At 61.1% G+C, this 19,505-nt stretch carries 22 protein-coding genes, 1 tRNA gene and 2 pseudogenes; 15 read left to right on the top strand and 10 right to left on the bottom strand.

Annotated features, from left to right (window positions below):
- Nucleotides 1-136 precede the first annotated feature (136 nt).
- On the bottom strand, nt 137-496 hold the full coding sequence (locus HU773_RS27360) for a hypothetical protein (RefSeq protein ID WP_081044197.1): 360 nt from the start codon (nt 494-496) through the stop codon (nt 137-139).
- 217 nt (nt 497-713) lie between these two features.
- On the opposite strand from HU773_RS27360, the gene HU773_RS07425 reads away from it, so the two are divergent.
- From HU773_RS07425 to HU773_RS07395, 7 genes are all read left to right on the top strand, one after another.
- Nucleotides 714-926: a cysteine-rich CWC family protein gene (locus HU773_RS07425; RefSeq protein ID WP_057439751.1), complete on the top strand. Its 213-nt coding sequence runs from the start codon at nt 714-716 to the stop codon at nt 924-926.
- Nucleotides 926-1,618, top strand: coding sequence for a 16S rRNA pseudouridine(516) synthase (locus HU773_RS07420; protein WP_057439752.1), 693 nt, complete (start codon nt 926-928; stop codon nt 1,616-1,618). The genes HU773_RS07425 and HU773_RS07420 overlap by 1 nt, the downstream gene beginning before the upstream one ends.
- A gap of 295 nt (nt 1,619-1,913) precedes the next feature.
- Complete coding sequence (locus HU773_RS07415; RefSeq protein ID WP_120732097.1) at nt 1,914-2,798, top strand: alpha/beta fold hydrolase; 885 nt, start codon at nt 1,914-1,916, stop codon at nt 2,796-2,798.
- A 141-nt stretch (nt 2,799-2,939) separates the two neighbouring features.
- A tRNA-Gly gene (locus tag HU773_RS07410) sits at nt 2,940-3,013 on the top strand.
- A 240-nt stretch (nt 3,014-3,253) separates the two neighbouring features.
- On the top strand, nt 3,254-3,436 hold the full coding sequence (locus HU773_RS07405; protein WP_115127579.1) for a type II toxin-antitoxin system HicA family toxin: 183 nt from the start codon (nt 3,254-3,256) through the stop codon (nt 3,434-3,436).
- Nucleotides 3,437-3,458: 22 nt separating this feature from the next.
- Nucleotides 3,459-3,869: a type II toxin-antitoxin system HicB family antitoxin gene (locus tag HU773_RS07400; protein WP_057439755.1), complete on the top strand. Its 411-nt coding sequence runs from the start codon at nt 3,459-3,461 to the stop codon at nt 3,867-3,869.
- Nucleotides 3,870-3,965: 96 nt separating this feature from the next.
- Nucleotides 3,966-4,466, top strand: coding sequence for a methylated-DNA--[protein]-cysteine S-methyltransferase (locus HU773_RS07395; protein ID WP_057958770.1), 501 nt, complete (start codon nt 3,966-3,968; stop codon nt 4,464-4,466).
- A 13-nt stretch (nt 4,467-4,479) separates the two neighbouring features.
- On the opposite strand, the gene HU773_RS07390 is transcribed toward HU773_RS07395, so the two are convergent.
- The 4 genes from HU773_RS07390 to HU773_RS07375 all read right to left on the bottom strand — a co-directional run bounded on the left by HU773_RS07390 (nt 4,480) and on the right by HU773_RS07375 (nt 7,280).
- Nucleotides 4,480-4,626: a hypothetical protein gene (locus HU773_RS07390; RefSeq protein WP_164844853.1), complete on the bottom strand. Its 147-nt coding sequence runs from the start codon at nt 4,624-4,626 to the stop codon at nt 4,480-4,482.
- Between the two features lie 385 nt (nt 4,627-5,011).
- On the bottom strand, nt 5,012-5,539 hold the full coding sequence (locus HU773_RS07385; protein ID WP_057439756.1) for a DUF4142 domain-containing protein: 528 nt from the start codon (nt 5,537-5,539) through the stop codon (nt 5,012-5,014).
- Nucleotides 5,540-5,657: 118 nt separating this feature from the next.
- On the bottom strand, nt 5,658-6,299 hold the full coding sequence (locus tag HU773_RS07380; protein WP_128593594.1) for a LysE family translocator: 642 nt from the start codon (nt 6,297-6,299) through the stop codon (nt 5,658-5,660).
- Between the two features lie 63 nt (nt 6,300-6,362).
- Nucleotides 6,363-7,280, bottom strand: coding sequence for a LysR family transcriptional regulator (locus HU773_RS07375; RefSeq protein WP_416199794.1), 918 nt, complete (start codon nt 7,278-7,280; stop codon nt 6,363-6,365).
- Between the two features lie 77 nt (nt 7,281-7,357).
- On the opposite strand from HU773_RS07375, the gene HU773_RS07370 reads away from it, so the two are divergent.
- On the top strand, nt 7,358-7,846 hold the full coding sequence (locus HU773_RS07370) for a DMT family transporter (RefSeq protein WP_186625230.1): 489 nt from the start codon (nt 7,358-7,360) through the stop codon (nt 7,844-7,846).
- 4 nt (nt 7,847-7,850) lie between these two features.
- On the opposite strand, the gene HU773_RS27745 is transcribed toward HU773_RS07370, so the two are convergent.
- The 3 genes and pseudogenes from HU773_RS27745 to HU773_RS07360 all read right to left on the bottom strand — a co-directional run bounded on the left by HU773_RS27745 (nt 7,851) and on the right by HU773_RS07360 (nt 9,022).
- Nucleotides 7,851-8,051: a hypothetical protein gene (locus HU773_RS27745; protein ID WP_233096830.1), complete on the bottom strand. Its 201-nt coding sequence runs from the start codon at nt 8,049-8,051 to the stop codon at nt 7,851-7,853.
- Nucleotides 8,030-8,326 (bottom strand): annotated as a pseudogene (locus tag HU773_RS27740) (MFS transporter); the annotation flags it as partial. The gene HU773_RS27745 and the pseudogene HU773_RS27740, both read right to left, overlap by 22 nt.
- Before the next feature lie 21 nt (nt 8,327-8,347).
- Nucleotides 8,348-9,022, bottom strand: coding sequence for an NAD-dependent epimerase/dehydratase family protein (locus HU773_RS07360; RefSeq protein WP_057958766.1), 675 nt, complete (start codon nt 9,020-9,022; stop codon nt 8,348-8,350).
- A gap of 99 nt (nt 9,023-9,121) precedes the next feature.
- On the opposite strand from HU773_RS07360, the gene HU773_RS07355 reads away from it, so the two are divergent.
- On the top strand, nt 9,122-10,279 hold the full coding sequence (locus HU773_RS07355; protein ID WP_057439761.1) for an MFS transporter: 1,158 nt from the start codon (nt 9,122-9,124) through the stop codon (nt 10,277-10,279).
- On the opposite strand, the gene yiaY is transcribed toward HU773_RS07355, so the two are convergent.
- Nucleotides 10,276-11,424 (bottom strand): L-threonine dehydrogenase, encoded by a 1,149-nt coding sequence (yiaY, locus tag HU773_RS07350; RefSeq protein ID WP_057439762.1) that lies wholly within the window; start codon nt 11,422-11,424, stop codon nt 10,276-10,278. The two genes, HU773_RS07355 and yiaY, sit on opposite strands and share 4 nt — an antisense overlap.
- Before the next feature lie 126 nt (nt 11,425-11,550).
- Here yiaY and HU773_RS07345 point away from each other — a divergent pair, with 126 nt between their 5' ends.
- Complete coding sequence (locus HU773_RS07345; RefSeq protein ID WP_057958765.1) at nt 11,551-12,567, top strand: DUF4917 family protein; 1,017 nt, start codon at nt 11,551-11,553, stop codon at nt 12,565-12,567.
- Between the two features lie 122 nt (nt 12,568-12,689).
- Here HU773_RS07345 and HU773_RS07340 read toward each other — a convergent pair whose 3' ends face one another.
- Nucleotides 12,690-13,217, bottom strand: coding sequence for a helix-turn-helix domain-containing protein (locus HU773_RS07340; RefSeq protein WP_057439764.1), 528 nt, complete (start codon nt 13,215-13,217; stop codon nt 12,690-12,692).
- Nucleotides 13,218-13,374: 157 nt separating this feature from the next.
- Between HU773_RS07340 and HU773_RS07335 the strand changes: the two genes are divergently transcribed.
- The 5 genes and pseudogenes from HU773_RS07335 (at nt 13,375) to HU773_RS07315 (ending at nt 19,440) form a co-directional block, all read left to right on the top strand.
- Nucleotides 13,375-14,157, top strand: a complete 783-nt coding sequence (locus HU773_RS07335; RefSeq protein WP_057439765.1) for an aldolase — start codon at nt 13,375-13,377, stop codon at nt 14,155-14,157.
- 25 nt (nt 14,158-14,182) lie between these two features.
- A complete protein-coding gene (locus HU773_RS07330) occupies nt 14,183-15,070 on the top strand; it encodes a dihydrodipicolinate synthase family protein (RefSeq protein WP_186625228.1) in 888 nt (295 codons plus the stop codon).
- Nucleotides 15,071-15,250: 180 nt separating this feature from the next.
- Nucleotides 15,251-15,789, top strand: a pseudogene (locus tag HU773_RS07325) (RNA polymerase sigma factor).
- Nucleotides 15,786-16,754, top strand: a complete 969-nt coding sequence (locus HU773_RS07320) for a FecR family protein (RefSeq protein ID WP_186625226.1) — start codon at nt 15,786-15,788, stop codon at nt 16,752-16,754. The pseudogene HU773_RS07325 and the gene HU773_RS07320 overlap by 4 nt, the downstream one beginning before the upstream one ends.
- 118 nt (nt 16,755-16,872) lie before the next feature.
- A complete protein-coding gene (locus tag HU773_RS07315) occupies nt 16,873-19,440 on the top strand; it encodes a TonB-dependent receptor (RefSeq protein ID WP_057958762.1) in 2,568 nt (855 codons plus the stop codon).
- Nucleotides 19,441-19,505 lie beyond the last annotated feature (65 nt).

Raw genomic sequence — 19,505 nt, 5'->3', positions numbered from 1 at the left:
CGTTGAGCTACTGAGGTCTTGCCACCCAGTAAAGTCCTAGAAGAGCACTTAAGATAGCTGTTAAATATGACAGCCCAGACAGACGGTCGCCCACAAAAAAACGGCGCATTTCGCGCCGTTTCAAAGAAAAGTCTGACTACCGATGCCCGCCACGTCCCCGGCCATGATCACCGCCACGTCCATCGCCGCGACCATGGCGGTTGTAGCCGCGATGATCCCCCCATCCCTGACTGGGATGGGGACGGTAGCCCGCCCTTGGCCCGGCCTGATAGTAACGGGGCGCCGGCTGGTAATAACGCGGCGCCGGGTAATAGCGTGGTGGCGGTGCGTAATAGCCGCGCCGGTACTGGTATGACGGACCGCCGCCGTAGTAATAGACCGGCGCGGGTGCGGTATAGACTTCGGATCGATAGTAGCTGGAGCCTCCATCGTAATAGGGCACGCAAGCAGAAAGGGTCAAACCGAGCACAGCTGTGATGAGCAATCGACGATACATGGCGGCCTCCTGGACCGCGGAAGAGCACACACCAGCGACGCTGGGGGGCGACAGACAGCTTTCACTGAATGACAGGAGATCAGACCGCAAAAAGCAAATCTGGTGCGACTTGGACATAGATTGATACATCTATGGCGCAATAAACCGCCCAGGTCTGTATCGTGCCAAATACACCGGTTTCGCCGGAACCTCGACGCCATGACACCTGAACCGACCGATGAACACTCCTACACTTTGCCCGGCCTGCGGCGCTCGCAACGATTGCACCCTGGCCGACCCGCGCACCGCTGACCGTGCCTGCTGGTGCTACAGCGTCACCATCGATCCCAAGGTGCTCGAAGCCCTGCCGATGGAGCTGCGCAACAAGGCCTGCCTGTGCCCGCGCTGTGCCCAGGTCGACGCACAACTGCGCGCAGCCGAGCCCCGCTAATGCGTATCGACCGATTCCTCAGTAACCTGCCCCGCTTCAATCGCCAGCAAGTGCGCTTACTGCTGGCGGAGCGACGGGTCCAAGTCGATGGGCTGCCGGTTGCCGATCCCCACCATGAAGTGCGCGAGTTCAGCCGCGTGGAATGTGATGGCGAAATCCTGCAGGTGGGGAAACCCGCACGCTACTTCATGCTGCACAAGCCGCCAGGCTGCGTCAGTGCCACCGTCGACCCACAACACCCCACCGTCCTCGACCTGCTGGATGAGCCGGACAAGGGCGACCTGCATATCGCCGGCCGCCTGGACTTCAACACCACCGGCCTGCTGCTGATCACCAATGATGGCCAGTGGTCCCGGCGCCTGACCCAGCCCAGGACCAAGCTGCCCAAGGTCTACTACGTGGAGACCGAACAGGCGATTGGCCCGCAGTACGCCGCAACGTTCAGTGCCGGCCTGTACTTCGCCTTCGAAGACCTGACCACCCAACCGGCCGACCTGCAAGTGTTGAGCCCCAAAAGCGCGCGCCTGAGCATCATTGAAGGGCGTTATCACCAGGTCAAGCGCATGTTCGGGCACTTCGACAACAAGGTGACGCGCCTGCATCGCGAACGCATGGGCCCGCTGGTGCTGGATGAACAACTCGCCCCCGGCCAATATCGGCCGCTGACAGAAGCTGAAATCCGCCAGATATGACCGTTCAGCCGGTGATCGGCAAAAGCCCAGGGTCAAACGTGCGACCTGGCCCGCCTCCTGCTTAAATCAAACCGCCAGCCGCAATCTGACTGGCGAGTCACCCGACCTCCAAGAAACACATTGCCGGCCCGTACCGCTTGACGTAGGGGCCCAAGCAAGTTGCCCGCCATAACAACACCCGTCGGCCAGCCTCATCGGACCGACATGGGCCTCCCTTCCAGGCGTATGCCTACCTGTCACAAAGCTCGTGCAGAGTGATCTGCGCGCATCACCCGCTTGCCAGGAGTCTTACGACATGAGGCCAGAAATCGCTGTGCTGGATATACAGGGTCAGTATCGGGTTTACACGGAGTTCTATCGCGCGGAGGCTGCTCAAAAGACCATCATCCTGGTCAACGGCTCCATGGCCACCACCGCGTCGTTCGCCCAGACCGTGAAAAGCCTGCATCCGCAATTCAATGTGGTTTTGTATGATCAGCCCTACGCCGGTCGTTCCAAAGCCCACAACCGCCATGAGCAAATGCTGACGAAGGACATTGAGGGCCAGATCCTTCTGGAACTCATCGAACACTTCGCCGCCGAGCATGTGCTGTCGTTTTCCTGGGGCGGTGTCGCCACGCTCGTCGCCCTGTCCCAGCGTCCCCGGCGCGTGGAGAAAGCCGTGATCAGCTCCTTCTCCCCAGTGATCAACGCACCGATGCGCGACTACCTGGAACGTGGCGTCGACTACCTCGGCACCCTCGACCGTCACAGCGTCGGCAACCTGGTCAACAGCACCATCGGCAAACACCTGCCGCCACTGTTCAAGCGCTTCAACTATCGACACGTCAGCACCCTGGCCGAGCACGAGTACGGGCAGATGCACTACCACATCAGCCAGGTGCTCAATAGCGACCGCCAGTGCTACCTCAAGGCCGCACGGCAGATCGACATTCCGGTTCTGTTCTTGAATGGCGAGTGGGACGAATACACCAGTGCCGAGGATGCCCGGCTGTTTGGGCAACATGTAGCGAACAGCAGCTTCGGCACCATCCAGGCCACCGGGCACTTTCTGGACATGGAGCACAAGGCCGCGTGCAATGACAGTCGGCAGGCATTGATGGGCTTTTTGAAACCGGAACAGTCGGTGAGTCGACTGCGGCATCACCAGGGCCAGGCCCTGCATGCGTTTGCGATTTGAAAGCAAGGCCCTGGGCAGGGACGGTGCAGCGTTTCTGCCTGGGGTGGGCTCAAAGCATCCGCTGACGCTCGCAACTTGCACATTTTTCAAAGAAAAACTTCAAATCGCCGCGCACTTCTGGTACAAAGTCAGCCGCTCTGAGCGGGTATAGTTTAGTGGCAAAACGAAAGCTTCCCAAGCTTTAGTTGAGGGTTCGATTCCCTCTACCCGCTCCACTCAGATTGTCCTCCCCCATCAGCTTGTCCTTGATGGAGGATGAATAAAAAACCGGCTCCTGAAGCCGGTTTTTTTGTGCCTGGGATTTATCAGTAAAACCCCGCAATACCTTCGTCCAGCAGCCTCGCCCCGCCCCCATAAACTTCTTGCACCGCCTGCCCTCTTTTGTTGGTGGGTAGAGTGTTGAAAATTTTTATTTAGTAGTTATAGTCACCACCAACACACCACAAGGAGGTGATGTGGATAGCCGATATTTGATAGGCCATATCGTGGCTGATGGCTGGTACCTGGTGCGCGTCAGGGGCAGTCATCATCATTTTAAACACCCTGCCAAGCCTGGGCTGGTGACCATTCCCCACCCCAAGAAGCATCTGTTGGACAAGACCGCCAAGAGCATCTTGAAACAAGCTCTGCTCGCTTGAAGCGTACCTGGAGGACAAGAACATGCTGTATCCGATTGCAATTTCAACCGGCGACGATGACCACGCCTGGGGCGTAGAAGTCCCCGACATCCCTGGCTGCTTCTCTGCCGGTGATGACCTGGACGACGCCATGGCCATGGCACGGGAAGCCATAGAAGGCCATTTTGAGCTGCTGGCCGAAGAGGGCGCGCCCATTCCCAGCGCACAAAAGGTCACGCTGCACGCAGCCAACCCCCTGTACGCCGGCTGTACCTGGGCGGTGGTGGATATTGATGTGACCAAGTACCTGGGCAAGGCGCAAAAACTCAACATCACGCTGCCTGGCTACTTGCTCAACCGCATTGATGAGTACGTGCTGCACCACCCGGAAGAAAAAAGTCGTTCGGGGTTCCTGGCATCGGCAGCGCTGAAGGTGCTGCAACAGGAGCGATAACATCGCCGAATTTGAGCGCAAGAAACGTAGTTCAGCCACCCGCGACGAGCGCTAAAGTGCAGGCGATAAACGATCCACTCAACAAGGAGCCCGCTCATGCCGCGTGAATACAAACTCATGCCCTCCCCCGTCGGCCAACTGACCCTGGTTGCCCGCAACGGCAAGCTCGCCGCCATCTTGTGGGAGGCCGAGCGCGCCAACCGTGTGCGCCTGGGCGAGCTGGTGGAAGTCAACCACAGCGCGGTGCTGCTGGAGGCCGAGCGGCAGTTGAACGAGTATTTTGCCGGCACCCGCGAGTGCTTCGAGCTGGAACTGGACTTTGACGGCACCGAGTTCCAGAAAAAAGTCTGGGGTGCGCTGCTGACTATTCCCTTCGGTGAAACCCGCAGCTACAGCCAGATCGCCCAACAGATCGGCAACCCCAAGGCTGTACGCGCGGTGGGGGCGGCGAACGGGCGCAATCCTATTTCGATCGTCGCGCCCTGCCATCGAGTGATTGGTGCTGCGGGTGGCCTCACCGGGTTTGCCGGCGGGCTTGAAGCCAAGCAGTACTTGCTGACCCTCGAGGATGGCGGGGTCACAAGGTCATTGTTCTGACAGCCACGTAGCGCTAGGGCTGATCAGCCTTGGAATCCTTCATTTGCACCGAGGATTTGCTGCCGCCGGTGTTGTCCTGGGTTTCATTGTCAGAGCTGTCGAAACAGCCTTGCAACAGCACCAGGCAGCAGGCCAGGCAGAGAGTACGAGAGAGGCTCATGATCGCGCTTCCATTCAACGGGGTGATGAAACAGTGACCAGCCTGCACAAGCAGGGTTCGATGCCTGCACCCCGCACCTGCCCAACGGTTGCACGGCCCGACCGAATTCATGCAGGTCAACAATTGTAAAAAGAAATTTCAGCGTGCCGCCACGGTCAGTACTTTCATCAGCACTTATCTGGAGCATCGCCATGAAGCCTCGATGGCCTGGACTTCAAAGCCCTGGAAAAACTGCGCAGCGAATACCGTACCTTGGGCGAGCGCCATACCGTCAACCTCGGCGGCGACGGCACGGCGGCGGACCCAGGCAAGACCGACCTGAACCAGGCGTAAAAAAACGGCGGTTGGATCAGCTCCAACCGCCGTTTCCTGGCAAAGCCCGCGATCAACCGTCGCTGTTGCGGCTCTTGCTGTAGGACGAAGCCAGCGCCCGGGCTTTTTCCAGGCGGGTTTCCAGCTTGGGCAGGGTTTCGTCGACCAATGCCTTTATCTCAGGGATATCCGAAGCAGCACCTTCCTGCTTGAACAACGCGATTGCATCTTCGTTGGCCTTGACCTGCTGAGCCGTGTAGGCGGCGTCAAAGGAGTCGCCATCGGTCAGCTCAGGCATCAGGGTTTCAGCCTTGTCGACGATCTGGTCGCGAGGCGCCACCGGCAAGTCGAGTTTTTTCGCAATGGCCGCCAAATGTTGATTGGCCAGGGTGCGTTCGTTGATGACCTCGATGGTGTAGTCTTTGATTTCCTGAGACGAGGTCTTGGCGTGGGCCATGCGGCTGGTTTCGATATCGGCCATGCCCTTGGCCGAGGCTTGCTCGATAAATTCGGCGGGGCCTTGGGCAAAAGCATTGCTGGCGCCGAGGCCCAGCAGCATCGCGAAAGTGGCGGTGCGTAACCGGATAGCCATGCGGCTCATGATGGGTTCCTCCAGGTAATAAATACATGCCGGGGAACGAGCCCCGCCCTGAATCTGAATTTTCAGGGCGGCAAAGGTTTAGAAAAAACTTGCTGGTGCGACGAACGGTCGTCGGTACTCAGGACGTTTTACTGCCCAGCAAGCCCGGCAACGCATGGGCCAGGGCATTGATCGCGAAGCCGATAAACATCACCCCGCACAGCTTGGTGATCAACACTTCATGACGCTGATACACCGTACGCACCTGCCGCGCGCCCACGACGCCGATGAGGATCCCGTAGGCCAGCAGGCCGCCTACAAAGCTCAGGACAATCAACCACGGCAGCATGCTCCAGGTCAGCAGCTCGGCCCGGCTCGACAGGAGTGCGGTGAACGTGGCCACGGCCACCGGATACGCCTTGGGGTTGGTCAGGCCAAACAGAATGCCGTGCCAGAACGGTTGGCGCGCCGCCCCCTGAGGCGCGTCCCCGCTGCGGTTGCGGGTGCGAATGGCACGGATGCCGAGCCAGAACAGGTACAGGGCACTGAGCACACCCAGCACATCAAACGCGCTGCTACCGATCTCCCGGGCGCCGACAATCGCCACCAACGCGGTGCTGCACCACACCACATCGCCCAGCAAATGCCCGCACAGAAAACCCGCGCCGGCCCGACGGCCGCGTGCCGCACCAATGCCAAATACCGCCAGCACCCCGGGGCCCGGCGTGATGCCATAGATAAAGCCCGAGGCGATGACGGCAAACAGCAATGATGAAGTCATGGGTAACACGCTCAGAAAAGAGGGGGCGCGTCGATTGTGCACAATCCACCGGGCACTGCAATGCTAGGCCGCACGTTTGGCCAACACGTCTTGCACTTGGGTGATCAACCACTGCAAGGCGCCATCCCCCGCGCGGCGTTTATGCCAGGCCAGTACAAAACCGAAGGATGGGATATGAAACGGCGGCGGTACCACCAGCAAGTGCCGCGAGTCGATGTTCAGCAGTCCTTGGGAGGACACGGTAAGGATCAGGTCAGTGCCCTGGATCAACTGCGGCGCGATGCCCCAATGCGGCAGGCTGATCGCCACGTGCCGTCGCTCGCGGATCGCGGTCAGCGCCCGCTCGATTTCCGGGGTGCCGCTGCCGCGCATTTCCAGTAGCACATGGGGCCGTGCCAGGTAGGTCGGCAGGTCGAGCCCGCCGCCGGCGGGCAAGCTGTCGCGGTCCACCAGGCAGGCGTAGTGCTCTTCGAATAACGGCGTGCTGCGCAACTCGGCCGGCAGGTCGGGAAACACGCCGGCGGCCAGGTCGATCTCCCCACTGAGCACCCCTTCCTGCATGCCTTCGCGACTGGCGTGGATGATGGCCAAGTCAATCCCCGGCGCCTGCTCGCGCAGCGCCCGCACCAGCCCGGGCAACAAGAGAGCCGCGCCGTAATCGGACATGGCCAGGCGAAAGGTGCGCCTGGCCGACGCCGGATCAAAACGGTTCGGCGCCAGCAACGACTGGACCTGGGCCAAGGCATCAGCCAGCGGCGCCGCCAGTTCCAGCGCGCGAGCGGTGGCGACCAGGCCGCCGCCTTGGCGTACCAGCAACGGGTCGCCCAACAAATCACGCAAGCGCCCCAGCGCATGGCTGACCGCCGGCTGGCTCAGGTGCAGGCGCTCGGCAGCGCGGGTGACGTGCTGCTCGCTGAGCAACGCGTCGAGGATCACCAGTAGGTTAAGGTCAACACGGCGCAGATCATTCATAGCATGCATGTTCGGCATAAGAACTTGGAATTTAAATCTGCGCGACGAATACCGTAGAGTCCAGTAAAACCTTTTGGAGATTGATCATGACCACGTTGCATTGGTTGGGCTTGTTACTGCTGGCGGTGATTGCCGGGGCGGTGGTGCCGTTTCAAAGCGCAATCAACGCCAACCTCGGGCGCGGCCTCGGGCATCCGTTGTGGGCGACCCTGGCCTCGCTGCTGGTGAGTATTCTGGTGTTATTGCCGGTGATCCTGGCGTTACGGCTGCCGCTGCCAAGCCTCGGTTTTATCAGCAAGGCGCCGCTATGGATGTGGACCGGCGGCGCATTCGGCGTGTGCTTTATCTCCCTGGCCCTGGTCTTGCTGCCCAAGCTCGGGGCCTCGGGGTTTATCGCCCTGGCCATGGCCGGGCAAATCCTCGCGTCATTGTTGCTCGACCACTTCGGCCTGTTTGGTCTGGTGGAGCGGCAACTGACCGCCCCCCGCTTGCTTGGGGTGCTGATGTTGATTGGCGGGGTGGTGTTGATTCAGTTCAGTAGCGCGCCAGCCAAGGCATTGGCTGGCGTGAGCTGAGTCGTCAGCGCTTGTCGGAGGTGCGCAACTTATGCGGCAAGCCCCATAGCAGCAGCGCCGCCGCAATCAATGCACACACGCCAATCACATACAGCGCCGGGGTCGTGCTGCCCGTGATGTCCTTGATGCGCCCGACCATTACCGGGCTGACGATGCCACCGAGTTGGCCCAACGTATTGATCAGCGCAATGCATAGAACTGCCACTCGGCCGTCACAAACACCATCGCGGCCGTCGCCAGCCCCCAGGACACCATGATCCGGGCAATCCAACGCCGGGCGCCGACCTTGTACAACATCATGTTGCTCGGGACTTCGAAGATCACATACCCGATCACAAACAGCCCCGCACCCAAACCGTAGGCGGTGTTGCTCAAACCCAGGTCAGCCTGCAACTGGAACTTGGCGAAGCTGATATTGATGCGATCAAAAAAGGCAAACAGATAACACACCATGATCAACGGCATCAGGCGCCAGGCGACGGATCAGGCTTTTCGAGAGCATTACAAACGCTCGGCAGCCAGGCGATGGATCTGCGCAGGCTCAATCACCGCTTGCGGAGCGCCATGCCGGACCACCGCGAGCATCGCCCGGCCCACGGTCTCGGTACTCACCACCCAGGCTGGTCGCATGCGCCGGACCAGGGACAGCAGCGGCCCGATCAGGTTGTAGATCGTCTGGTAGAGCGCGGTTTTCGAACGCACGCCATGCAGCGGCTGAATGATCCCCGGCCGGAATAGATACACCGCCTTGAATGGCAGGCGCAGCAAGGCGTTCTCGGTCTTGCCCTTGACCCGCGCCCACATCACCTTGCCCTGCTCGGAACTGTCGGTGCCGGCACCGGACACGTACACAAACGTCATCTGCGGATTGAGCCGCGCCAGGGTACTGGCGGCGACCAGGGTCAGGTCGTAGGTCTGCCGGGTGTAGGTGGCTTCATCCACGCCCACCGACGACACCCCCAGGCAAAACAGACAGGCATCAAAGCCCTGCAGCAAATGCTCCAGGGGCTGGAAGTCGAACATATCGGCATGCAACACCTGGTGCAGCTTGCCATGCGCCTGGGTCAACGCCGTGCGCCCCACCGCCACCACTTCCTGCACATCAGCGGCCAGCAGACACTCACGCAACACGCCCTGGCCGACCATGCCGGTGGCGCCGAATAGCAGAACTCTCATCAGGGAGGCCTCAGTGGCAAGTTTCAAGCTAAAGACAAATACACTAACAGCTTGTAGCTTTGCGCCTGAAATTTAGCGTTCAGAAAGGAACTCGCCCCCTTGAAGAGCACCACAACCCTCGCCATTGCCTGCTGCACCGCCTTCCTGTCCCAGGTTGGCATCAGCATTTACCTTCCCGCAGTCCCGGCCATTTCCCAAGCGCTGCAGGCCCTGGAGGCTCAAGCTTCGCTCGCCTTGGCGGTGTATCTGGTAGGCATGGCGTTGCCCATGCTGCTATGGGGCAGCCTGGGTGAGCGCCTGGGCAGGAAGCCGGTATTGCTGGCGGCATTGGCCCTGTATGCAGTGGCCAGTGCGGCCATCCCCTTGGCTCACAACATCGAGACGTTTCTGTCGCTACGGTTTGCCCAGGGCCTGGGCGCCGGTGGCGTTTCGGTGATGGCTCGGGTGTTGGTGCGCGACAGTTTCAGCGGTGCATTGTTGGCCAAGGGGCTGTCGTGGCTGGGCATGACCTTCGTGATCGCCCTGGGCATCGGCCAGTTCATTGGCTCGGTATTGCAGGTGGCGTTTGGTTGGGAGGCGATCTTCTATGGCCTGGCGTTGGCGGCAATCGGGCTGATTGGCGTACTGCAAGGGGTGGCGTTCCCGGCGCGGATGAAAGCCGATGGACAGGTTTCTGCGTGGCGTATCTACCGCATGATTTTGCAACACCCGGCGTTTCTCCGAGCGGCGTTGGCGGGCGGATTGGGGTATGGCGTGATCATCGCGTTCAACACCTGCGCTCCGCTGATTCTGCAGGGTCGCTTCGAGTGGACTGCTGCGCAGTACGGGCTGCTGGGTTGGCCGATCAGCGCGGCCTATCTGGCGGGCGCACTGATGGTCAATCGCTGGGTTGCCCGCAGCGGGCGCCTGCCGATGATGACATGGGGTGTGACATTGGTGATGGGCGGCAGCTCGGTGATGTTGCTCGCAGGCTGGTTCGCCAGCGATTGGGCCTGGCTGCTGTGGCTGCCGTATTGCGTGGCGGTGTTCGGGCAGTCGATGAGTTACCCCATCAGTCTGTCCTTGGCCAACGATCACTCTCCGATAAGCGGCTCGTACGCCATGGCCCTAAGTGGCTTTCTGCACCAGTTGCTGGCGGCGCTGATAGGGGGTGTGGCCAGCTTGCTGGTCAGTCAGCAAGTGTGGCCATTGGCCGCGCTATGTGTAGCTCTGGCGGGCGGCGCACTGTGGTGCGTCGCCCGTTCCAGGGCGGATTAAAACGCGCTACGGAAAATCTCCTCAATCTGGCGCTGGTCCGCCCGCCGAGGGTTGGTCAGGCCGCACGCATCCTTGAGGGCGTTGGTGGCCAGCAGCGGGATATCCTGCAGCTTGGCGCCGAGCTCACGCAGGCCGGCCGGGATATCGACGTCCTGGGACAGGCAGCGGATCGCCGCGATGGCCGCCTGGGCGCCCTCTTCCGGGCTGGCGTGTTTGTTATCCACCCCAAGGGCGCGGCCGACGTCGCTCAGGCGCGCTGCGCTGACACTGGCGTTGAAGCTTTGCACGTGGGGCAACAGCACCGCGTTGCATACGCCGTGGGGCAAGTCGTAGAGGCCGCCCAACTGGTGGGCCATGGCGTGGACAAACCCCAGGGAGGCGTTGTTGAAGGCCATGCCGGCGAGAAACTGCGCGTAGGCCATGTTTTCCCGGGCCGCCATATCGCTGCCGTCGCGCACGGCCAGGCGCAGGTTGGCGCTGATCAGCTCGATAGCCTTGATCGCGCACGCGTCGGTGATCGGGTTGGCGGCCGTGGACACATAGGCTTCGATGGCGTGGGTCAGCGCGTCCATGCCGGTGGCGGCGGTCAGGCCCTTGGGCATGGCGACCATCAGTGCAGGATCGTTGACCGACAGCAACGGTGTGACGTTGCGGTCGACGATGGCCATTTTCACGTGGCGGGTTTCGTCGGTGATGATGCAGAAACGGGTCATTTCGCTGGCGGTGCCGGCGGTGGTGTTGATCGCCACCAGGGGCAGCTGTGGCTTGCTCGATTGGTCGACACCTTCGTAGTCGCCGATATGCCCGCCATTGGTGGCACACAGGGCAATGCCCTTGGCGCAGTCATGGGGCGAGCCGCCGCCCAGCGACACCACGAAATCGCAGGCACTTTGCTGCAACAACGCCAGGCCGTTCTCGACGTTCTCCACATTGGGGTTGGGCTTGGCGCCGTCGTAAATCACTGAGTCGATGTCCTGCATTGCCAGTTTCTCGGCAATCATCCTGGCCACGCCCGCCTTGGCCAGGCCGGCGTCGGTGACAATCAGGGCCTTGCGAAAACCGTAGTTGCGGATCGCGTTCATGGCTTCGTCGAGGCAGTCGATGCCCATGATGTTGACGGCGGGAATGAAGAACGTGCTGCTCATGATGAATCCTCGGGGATGCGTTGATTCCTACAGCATCAACCTCACCCGCCTGCGGCATCTTGACCAAGATCAACGCCCGCCCGTGATAAAGTCACCGCCCAGCCGTTTTTGAGTAGACCCGCCGCAATGAAGGATTTCCAGGATATCGACGCCACCCTTGAAGACTGGAACGCACTGCGCAACAGCATCGCCTTCGACGCCATCCTGATCGGCAACGGCGCCAGTCGCACAGTATGGGAAGACTTTGCCTACGACTCGCTGTTTGAAAACGCACGCACCGTGGAAGAAAAGCCCTTGAGCGCTTCCGAACTGAGCGTGTTTGACGCGATGCAGACCCGCAGCTTCGAGCAGGTGCTGGGCGCCCTGAAAACCACCAGCCGCGTCAACAAGGCCCTGGCCGTCAGCTCCGCCGCGCCGCGCAATCGCTACTACGCGATCAAGGAAGCGCTGATCAATACCATCCACGCCGTGCATATCCCGTGGCGCCTGGTACAGCCGTCGACCCTGGTGACCATCAATCAGGAACTGGCGAGCTACAAGACGGTGTTCACCAGCAATTACGACCTGCTCAATTACTGGTCGATCCTGCATACGCCGGGTATCGACGACCTGTTTCGCGGCGCCGAATCACGCTTTGACTTGCGCGATACCGCAACCACCGCGACGCGCATTCTGTACCTGCACGGCGGCCTGCACCTGGTACGCAACCTGGATGGTTCGGCGCGCAAACTGGCCTCCACCGACAGCACGTTGCTGAGCAGCTTTGCGATCAACAACACGATCAAGACCCTCGATGATGTGCCGCTGTTTATCAACGAAGGCACCAGCAGCGAAAAGCTCAAGAGCATTCGCAGCTCGGATTACCTGTCGTTCTGCTATGAGCAATTGCTGGGACAGGAAGGTGCGTTGTGCCTGTTCGGCCATCACCTGAGCGAACAGGATGGGCACTTGGTGGAGGCAATTCGCCGGTCGAAGATCAAGACCCTGGCGATCTCGGTGTTTGGCCGCAGCGACGGGTTTATCCAACAGCAGAAACGCCGGTTTGCCGCACTGTTTGAGGAGATGGAAGTGGAGCTCAGGTTCTTTGCGGCACGCAGCCATGCACTCGGCAACCCGGCCCTGGCGGTGCCTGTCGAACACTGATCGGGTTAACGAAGGCGATCAAATGTGGGAGCCGGCTTGCCTGCGATGGCGGTGTATCAGCCACACCGCTATCGCAGGCAAGCCAGTTCCCACATTGACCGAGTTCCAACACAGCGTTGGCGTTATTCCTCGGCGCTGTGCACCACCACCAGCAACTGCGCCTGCACCTCGCCCACCGAGCGAATCCGATGGGGCTTTTGCGCGTTGAAGTGCAATGCATCGCCACGCTCCAACAGCACCCGTTCGGTCATGAAGTCCACTTCCACCCGGCCTTCATGCACAAACAGAAACTCTTCCCCCAAATGCTCCTTGAAGGTCTTGTCGCTGAATTCTGCCGGCGGATAAATGATGAACGGCAGCAGGCTGCGCTCGCTGACCTGATGGGCCAGTACTGCATAACCCGGCGCGGTCTCGGGCCGCTCGTGGCTGCGCACCAGGCTGTAGCTGTCGAGGCTGACGCTGTCTTCGCTGAACAGTTCCTCGACCTTGACGTTCAACGCCTTGGCCAGTTTCAGCGCGGCGGCAATCGACGGGGTGTTCAAGCCGCGCTCGACCTTGGACAGGTAACTCTTGGTCATCCCGGATTTTTCGGCCAATGCCTCCAGGGTGACGCCGAGTTTTTTTCTCAATAGTTTCAAACGGATAGACATGCGCAGCGATTAATCCAAGCAGAATGCGATGATTATTGCTTGCCAATGACACAAAGTGTCATATAGCCTCTTTAGTGTCATTTGCAGAACCCAACGACCTTGCGAGCAGCGGGAACCAGCAAATCGACGTCCATTGAACCACCCAAAGGACACCGATATGGCCAAGACATTAGCACTCCCGAAAGAACAACTGGTCAAGCAAGCGCTGACCCAGATGCAAAGTACCCTGGCGGATAATACGTGGACCGACCGGCAAAAGCTGGCCCTGACCTGCCGTATTCTGTTCGAGAACGGCCACGACTCGGGCCTGGCCGGGCAGATTACTGCCCGTGGCCCACAGCCTGGCACCTACTACACCCAGCAACTGGGCCTGGGTTTCGATGAAATCACCGCCAGCAACCTGCTGCTGGTCAACGAAGACCTGGAAGTGTTGGAAGGCCACGGCATGCCCAACCCGGCCAACCGTTTTCACAGCTGGGTGTACCGTGGCCGGCCGGATGTGAACTGCATCATCCACACCCACCCCACCCACATCGCCGCGCTGTCGATGCTCGAAGTACCGCTGCAGGTGTCGCACATGGACCTGTGCCCGCTGTATGAAGACTGCGCGTTCCTCGAAGCCTGGCCGGGTGTGCCGGTGGGTAACGAAGAAGGCGAAATCATCACCCAAGCCCTGGGCGACAAGCGCGCCATCCTGCTGTCGCACCACGGGCAGCTGTCCACCGGAAGCACCATCGAAGAGGCCTGCGTGATCGCGCAATTGATCGAACGGGCGGCCAAGTTGCAATTGCTGGCCATGGCCGCCGGGACCATCAAGCCGATCCTGCCGCAGTTGGGACGCGAGGCCCATGACTGGATCTCCAAGCCCAAGCGCCACGGCGCCGCGTTCAACTACTACGCTCGGCAGAACCTGCGTCAACACGCCGATTGCCTGAACTGAAGCCTTTTTCGACCGGAGATATTCCATGTCCAGCCCTACTATTCACGGCATCATCGGCTACACCATCACCCCGTTCAGCGCCGACGGCAGCACCGTTGACCTCGACGCCCTGGGTCAATCCATCGACCGTTTGATCGACAGCGGCGTCCACGCCATTGCCCCGTTGGGCAGCACCGGTGAAGGCGCTTACCTGAGCGACGCCGAGTGGGACGACGTCAGCGCCTACAGCATTCAAAAGGTCGCCAAGCGCGTGCCGACCATCGTCAGCGTATCCGACCTGACCACCGCCAAGGCCGTGCGTCGCGCGCGCTTTGCCGAAGCCGAAGGCGCCGATGTGGTGATGGTGCTGCCGACGTCGTACTGGAAGCTCAGTGAAGCGCAGATCCTCGCGCACTACGCGGCCATCGGCGACAGCGTCGGCGTGCCGATCATGCTCTACAACAACCCGGCCACCAGCGGCACGGATATGTCGGTGGAGCTGATCCTGCGTATCGTCCACAGCGTCGACAACGTGACGATGGTCAAGGAGAGCACCGGCGATATCCAGCGCATGCACCAGCTGTACCGCCAGAGCGAAGGCCAGGTGCCGTTCTACAACGGCTGCAACCCACTGGCCCTGGAAGCGTTCGCCGCCGGTGCCAAGGGTTGGTGCACGGCTGCACCGAACCTGATCCCGCAACTCAACCTGGACCTGTACCAGGCGATACTGGCCAATGACCTGAACCAGGCACGGGAGCTGTTCTATCGGCAGTTGCCGGTGCTGGACTTCATCCTCAAGGGCGGCTTGCCAGCGACGATCAAGGCCGGTTTACGCCTGACCGGGCTGGAGGTGGGTGATCCACGGTTACCGGTGTTCCCACTGGACATGGCAGGTCAGGCGCAGTTGCAGAAGCTGCTGACCACATTGAGCTAAAACATCCCCCTGTAGGAGCGGGCTTGCCCGCGATAGCGGTGGACCAGACACACCGCCATCGCGGGCAAGCCCGCTCCCACAGGGGAATGTATGCATCGCTAAATTTACGGAGACAAATAGCAATAATTCTCGATATCATTCGCGACTTTTCTGCAGCGTGCTGCGTCAAGAAGGATATCCATGCCTCGTTTCAAGCCCGACCCGCTGTCGGCCGATGCCTTTCGCGGGTTTTATGCAGATATCCTGCATTACCTGCGTAAACGCACGGACAACGCCAGCGACGCGGCGGACATGACCCAGGATGTCTTTACCCAATGGCTGGACTACCGCGACCGAGCCAAGGTCGAGCAGCCACGGGCCTTTCTGTTTCAGATGGCGCGCAACCTGTTGCGCGACCATTGGCGCAAACAGAAGGTGCGCCACGGCGTCCATCACGAGCAGGCCGAACGGGATGCCGAACCTGTCAGCGACGAGCAAAACGATCCCCTGGCCGCCGCCCAACGCCTCCAACGCCTGGAACAGTTGAAAGAAGTCCTCGCCGAACTCTCGCCCCGCAGGCGAGAAGCCCTTATGCTGCACCGCTTCGAAGGCCTGAGCCAGGCGCAGATCGCCGAACGCATGGGTATTTCGATCAGCATGGTGGAAAAGCACATCGCCTTTGCCCTGCTGCACTGCAAGCAGCGACTTCAAAAAGACCGGGCAAGGAGCAGCCAGAATGACCCGCTTGAGTAACCGCGACAGCCACAACATTGATGAGCACGACTGCATCGATGCCCAGGCTGCCAGTTGGTTTGCGCGCAATCGCAACGAAGGCAACACGCAGGAGCGCAAGGCCTTCGCCGCCTGGCATGCCGTGCCGGCCCATGCGCGCGCCTACGCCGAATTCGAACAGCTGTGGGCCGACCTCGGCGAGTTGCAGCAACTGAACAAACCCGTGCCCTTGCCCGCCCGCAAACCCGCGCCCTGGCGCCCCGCCCTGGCGGTGGCAGCCGCGCTGGTCTGCGCCTTGCTCGCCAGCAACCTCGGGGCCCCCCGCGGGCTGTATCAGACCGACATCGCGGCGCAGGACAAAGGCATGCGCACCTTGGACCTGCCGGACGGCAGCACCTTGTACGTCAATGCCAGCACGCAGTTGCGGGTGGACTTCGATGCCCATCGCCGTGTGATCCATCTGGACCGGGGCCAGTTGTACCTGGAGGTGGCACCCGACAAGGAGCGGCCGCTGTTCGTGCGCGCAGGCGAGGCCGATGTGCGGGTGGTGGGCACCGCTTTTGATGTGCGCCGCGGCCAGCAGCAACTGGTGGTCAGCGTGGCCCACGGGATGGTCGCCTTCGCCCCCGACCAGAAAGCCAGCGCCGTTATGCTCGGCGCCCAGCAGCGGGCGACCTACAGCTACACCAAGGGCTCCGTGCAGCAGCAAACCGTGGCCGCTGGCGAAGTCGCCGACTGGCGCAGCGGGCACCTGTCCTTTCGCAACCGCGAACTGGCCAGCCTGCTGGATGAGTTGAGTCTGTACCGGCCCAAGGCCGTGGTGTTGGCCGATGGCGCGGTGGCGCGGTTGAAGGTTTCTGGCAATCTCGACGTGAATGACCCGGACGCGCTGATCAGTGCCCTGCCGGCCCTGTTGCCGGTGAAAACCGTGGCCCTGGGCGATGGCAAGATCCGTATCGAAGCGCGCAAGTAACACCACTTGAGAATATTTTGCATTCGCATGTGAGGATTTTTTTTCCTGCCGCGTCTTCCTCCGGTCTGCGTTTGATACGCATGCCTTTTTTGGCTATTTAGCCGCTTTGGGGGATTTCATGTTTCGCGCGCCTTGCCTTGCCCAGCACCTGTTTGTTCGACCGACACTGATCGCCGCCTGCCTGGCCGTCAGCCTCACGGCCCAGGCCGAGTCGTTCACCCTGCAACTGCCGGCCCAACCCTTGGCCACGTCCCTGAGCCAGGTGGCGCAACAAGCAAAAATCCAGCTGCTGTTCGATGAAGACCTGCTGAAAAATATCCAGGCGCCCGCGCTCAACGGCGATTTCACCCCCGAAGTGGCGATCCGCACCCTGCTCAATACCGGCGCGTTCACCCTGATCAAAGTGGGCAACACCTATGTCGTGCGCCCCGAAGAAAGCCGCACCACCAACAGCGCCAGCTTACAACTGGACGCCTTGAGCGTGATCGGCACCGGTAACCAGGTCGACGCCAGCACCGTCGGCCGCTCCACCCTGTCCCAGGCCGATATCGACCGCCTGCAGCCCAACAACATCGCCAGCCTGGTGCAGACGCTGCCGGGGGTGACCATGGGCGGCTCGATGAAACCGGGCGGGCAGATCATCAACATTCGCGGCATGGGCGAGGCCGAAGACGTGCCGATGACCGTCGATGGCGCCACCAAAAGCGGATTCGAGCGCTATCAGCAAGGCACCATCTTTATCGAGCCCGAGATGATCAAGAACGTCGAGGTGGAAAAAGGCCCGCACTCGGCCTTCACCGGTAACGGCGGGTTTGGCGGCACGGTCAATATGGTCACCAAAGATGCACCGGACCTGCTCAAGGACGGGCGCAACAGCGGTGCGATGCTCAAATACGGGTATGCCAGCAACGACCACGAACAGGTCTACACCGGCGCCGTGTATGGCCGCACCGAGGACGGGCGCATCGACGCCCTGGCCTACCTGACCCAGCGCGACGGCGGCGATTTGAAGCTGGCCGCTGCGCGCGACTACGACAGCAAGCGCTACCCGATCAACCCGCAGCGCCTGCCCAACAGCGCCCAGGATGTGGACGGTCAACTGTTCAAACTGAACATGTACCTCACCGATGAGCACAGCCTCGGTTTCTCCTACTCCCGGGCCAACAGCGAACGCTGGACGCCCTTCTCGGCCAGAAGCTACCCATCGCCACCGCAGCAGAAAGATATCGATCTCTATGGCTACGATGCTGCCGTAAGACGGTACCTGGCCAACCGCCACACCGTCGATACCACGTGGTCGGGCAAGTACGAATACCACCCCCTGGATAACCCGCTGATCGACATGAAGCTCAGCTACTCGGAGTCCAACACCGACCAGACCGACGAGCGCGACGCCACGGCCGTTGTCGGCTTGTCCACCGGCGGGCGCAAGATGGACACCGCCTACACCGACAAGATTCTGGAGCTGCGCAACATCAGCCGCTTCAACACCGGCCCGCTGGACCATGCCTTGACCACCGGGGTGCAGATCCGCAAGCACATCCGCGATACCGACAGCTGGATGCCCGGCGCCAAGTACGACACGCCTGAGTACAACTACGGGCATTTCCAGCCGGCGTTCATGCCCCACGGCAAGGTCGACACCAACGCGTTCTACATCCAGGACGCGGTCACCCTGGGCGACGTGACCATCACCCCATCCCTGCGTTATGACCACGTGCTCAACCGTGGCAAAGCCAACGATGCGCCGTACTACAGCAACCCCGATCCGGCCTACGGCCATGACTACGGCGACCGCACCTATGCCGGCTGGTCTCCGCGCCTGGCGGTGTTCTGGAAAGTCACCCCGGACGTGGTGATGTTCGCCAACTGGAGCCGCACCTGGCGCGCACCGGTGATCGACGAGCAATACGAAGTCCAGGGCCTGGGCAGCCGCACCTCCACCAGCCGCAACCTCGACCCGGAACGCATCACCGCCATTACCGTGGGTAACGTCACCAGCTTCGCCAACGTGATCGCCAGCGGCGACAGCCTGCAACTGCGCAGCACGTTGTTCCACAACAAGATCGAGGACGAGATCTTCAAGGCCACCGGCCTGGGCTGCGCGCAACAGAACTCCATCAAAGGTTCCATCGCCGAGGTCTGCACCGATATGGCGTCGAAGACCAACTACCGCAACGTCGGCAGCATGACCATCAAGGGCTTCGAGCTTGAGGGCTACTACGACTCGACTTATCTGTTCGGCTCCCTGAGTTACTCGTGGGCCACCGGCAAACGCGAAAACCCCTACACCAACCCATGGGCGACCGACATCCACGTCTGGGCCCGGGATATTCCACCGGCCAAGTGGGTTGCCGTGCTGGGCACCAAGATTCCGGCCTGGGACGCTCAGGTGGGTTGGCAAGGTCAGTTCGTGCGCAAGACCGATCGCCTGCCCAGCGACAAATACTCAGGCGGCCTGAACAGCGGCTTCGGCGACAGCTTCTACGACCAGTACCCCAACGCCAGCTACGACACCCAGGGCCTGTTCGCCAAATGGACGCCGCAACAGGCGTACCTCAAGGGCACCGAAGTCAACTTCACGGTCGACAACCTGTTCAACCGCAGCTACATGCCAGCCTTGAGCGGCGACAGCGCCACCAGCGTCGGGCGCAACGCCAAGATCAGCGTGACACGGTTCTTCTAACCCCAGCGCCTGCAGGAACTGTACGGTTCAATCTGCAGCCAGCTGTAAGCCCGTGTCCTGCGGGC

Origin of the sequence: Pseudomonas shahriarae (assembly GCF_014268455.2) — a bacterium.
In the GTDB taxonomy this organism is placed as follows: domain Bacteria; phylum Pseudomonadota; class Gammaproteobacteria; order Pseudomonadales; family Pseudomonadaceae; genus Aquipseudomonas; species Aquipseudomonas shahriarae.
Note: the sequence above shows the minus strand (reverse complement) of the source record. Positions and strands in the feature narration are given on the sequence as shown.

Bases quoted from the DNA above. Each gene is read 5' to 3' on its own strand.
- HU773_RS07400 (WP_057439755.1), top strand. From the start codon at position 3,459: ATGCTGTATCCGATTGCAATTTCAACCGGCGACGATGACCACGCCTGG.
- HU773_RS07340 (WP_057439764.1), bottom strand. From the start codon at position 13,217: ATGTCTATCCGTTTGAAACTATTGAGAAAAAAACTCGGCGTCACCCTG.
- HU773_RS07315 (WP_057958762.1), top strand. From the start codon at position 16,873: ATGTTTCGCGCGCCTTGCCTTGCCCAGCACCTGTTTGTTCGACCGACA.
- yiaY (WP_057439762.1), bottom strand. From the start codon at position 11,424: ATGAGCAGCACGTTCTTCATTCCCGCCGTCAACATCATGGGCATCGAC.
- HU773_RS07330 (WP_186625228.1), top strand. From the start codon at position 14,183: ATGTCCAGCCCTACTATTCACGGCATCATCGGCTACACCATCACCCCG.
- HU773_RS07370 (WP_186625230.1), top strand. From the start codon at position 7,358: ATGACCACGTTGCATTGGTTGGGCTTGTTACTGCTGGCGGTGATTGCC.
- HU773_RS07415 (WP_120732097.1), top strand. From the start codon at position 1,914: ATGAGGCCAGAAATCGCTGTGCTGGATATACAGGGTCAGTATCGGGTT.
- HU773_RS07320 (WP_186625226.1), top strand. From the start codon at position 15,786: ATGACCCGCTTGAGTAACCGCGACAGCCACAACATTGATGAGCACGAC.
- HU773_RS07380 (WP_128593594.1), bottom strand. From the start codon at position 6,299: ATGACTTCATCATTGCTGTTTGCCGTCATCGCCTCGGGCTTTATCTAT.
- HU773_RS07335 (WP_057439765.1), top strand. From the start codon at position 13,375: ATGGCCAAGACATTAGCACTCCCGAAAGAACAACTGGTCAAGCAAGCG.
- HU773_RS07345 (WP_057958765.1), top strand. From the start codon at position 11,551: ATGAAGGATTTCCAGGATATCGACGCCACCCTTGAAGACTGGAACGCA.
- HU773_RS27360 (WP_081044197.1), bottom strand. From the start codon at position 496: ATGTATCGTCGATTGCTCATCACAGCTGTGCTCGGTTTGACCCTTTCT.
- HU773_RS07360 (WP_057958766.1), bottom strand. From the start codon at position 9,022: ATGAGAGTTCTGCTATTCGGCGCCACCGGCATGGTCGGCCAGGGCGTG.
- HU773_RS07375 (WP_416199794.1), bottom strand. From the start codon at position 7,280: ATGCATGCTATGAATGATCTGCGCCGTGTTGACCTTAACCTACTGGTG.
- HU773_RS07395 (WP_057958770.1), top strand. From the start codon at position 3,966: ATGCCGCGTGAATACAAACTCATGCCCTCCCCCGTCGGCCAACTGACC.
- HU773_RS07425 (WP_057439751.1), top strand. From the start codon at position 714: ATGAACACTCCTACACTTTGCCCGGCCTGCGGCGCTCGCAACGATTGC.
- HU773_RS07385 (WP_057439756.1), bottom strand. From the start codon at position 5,539: ATGAGCCGCATGGCTATCCGGTTACGCACCGCCACTTTCGCGATGCTG.
- HU773_RS07390 (WP_164844853.1), bottom strand. From the start codon at position 4,626: ATGAGCCTCTCTCGTACTCTCTGCCTGGCCTGCTGCCTGGTGCTGTTG.
- HU773_RS07420 (WP_057439752.1), top strand. From the start codon at position 926: ATGCGTATCGACCGATTCCTCAGTAACCTGCCCCGCTTCAATCGCCAG.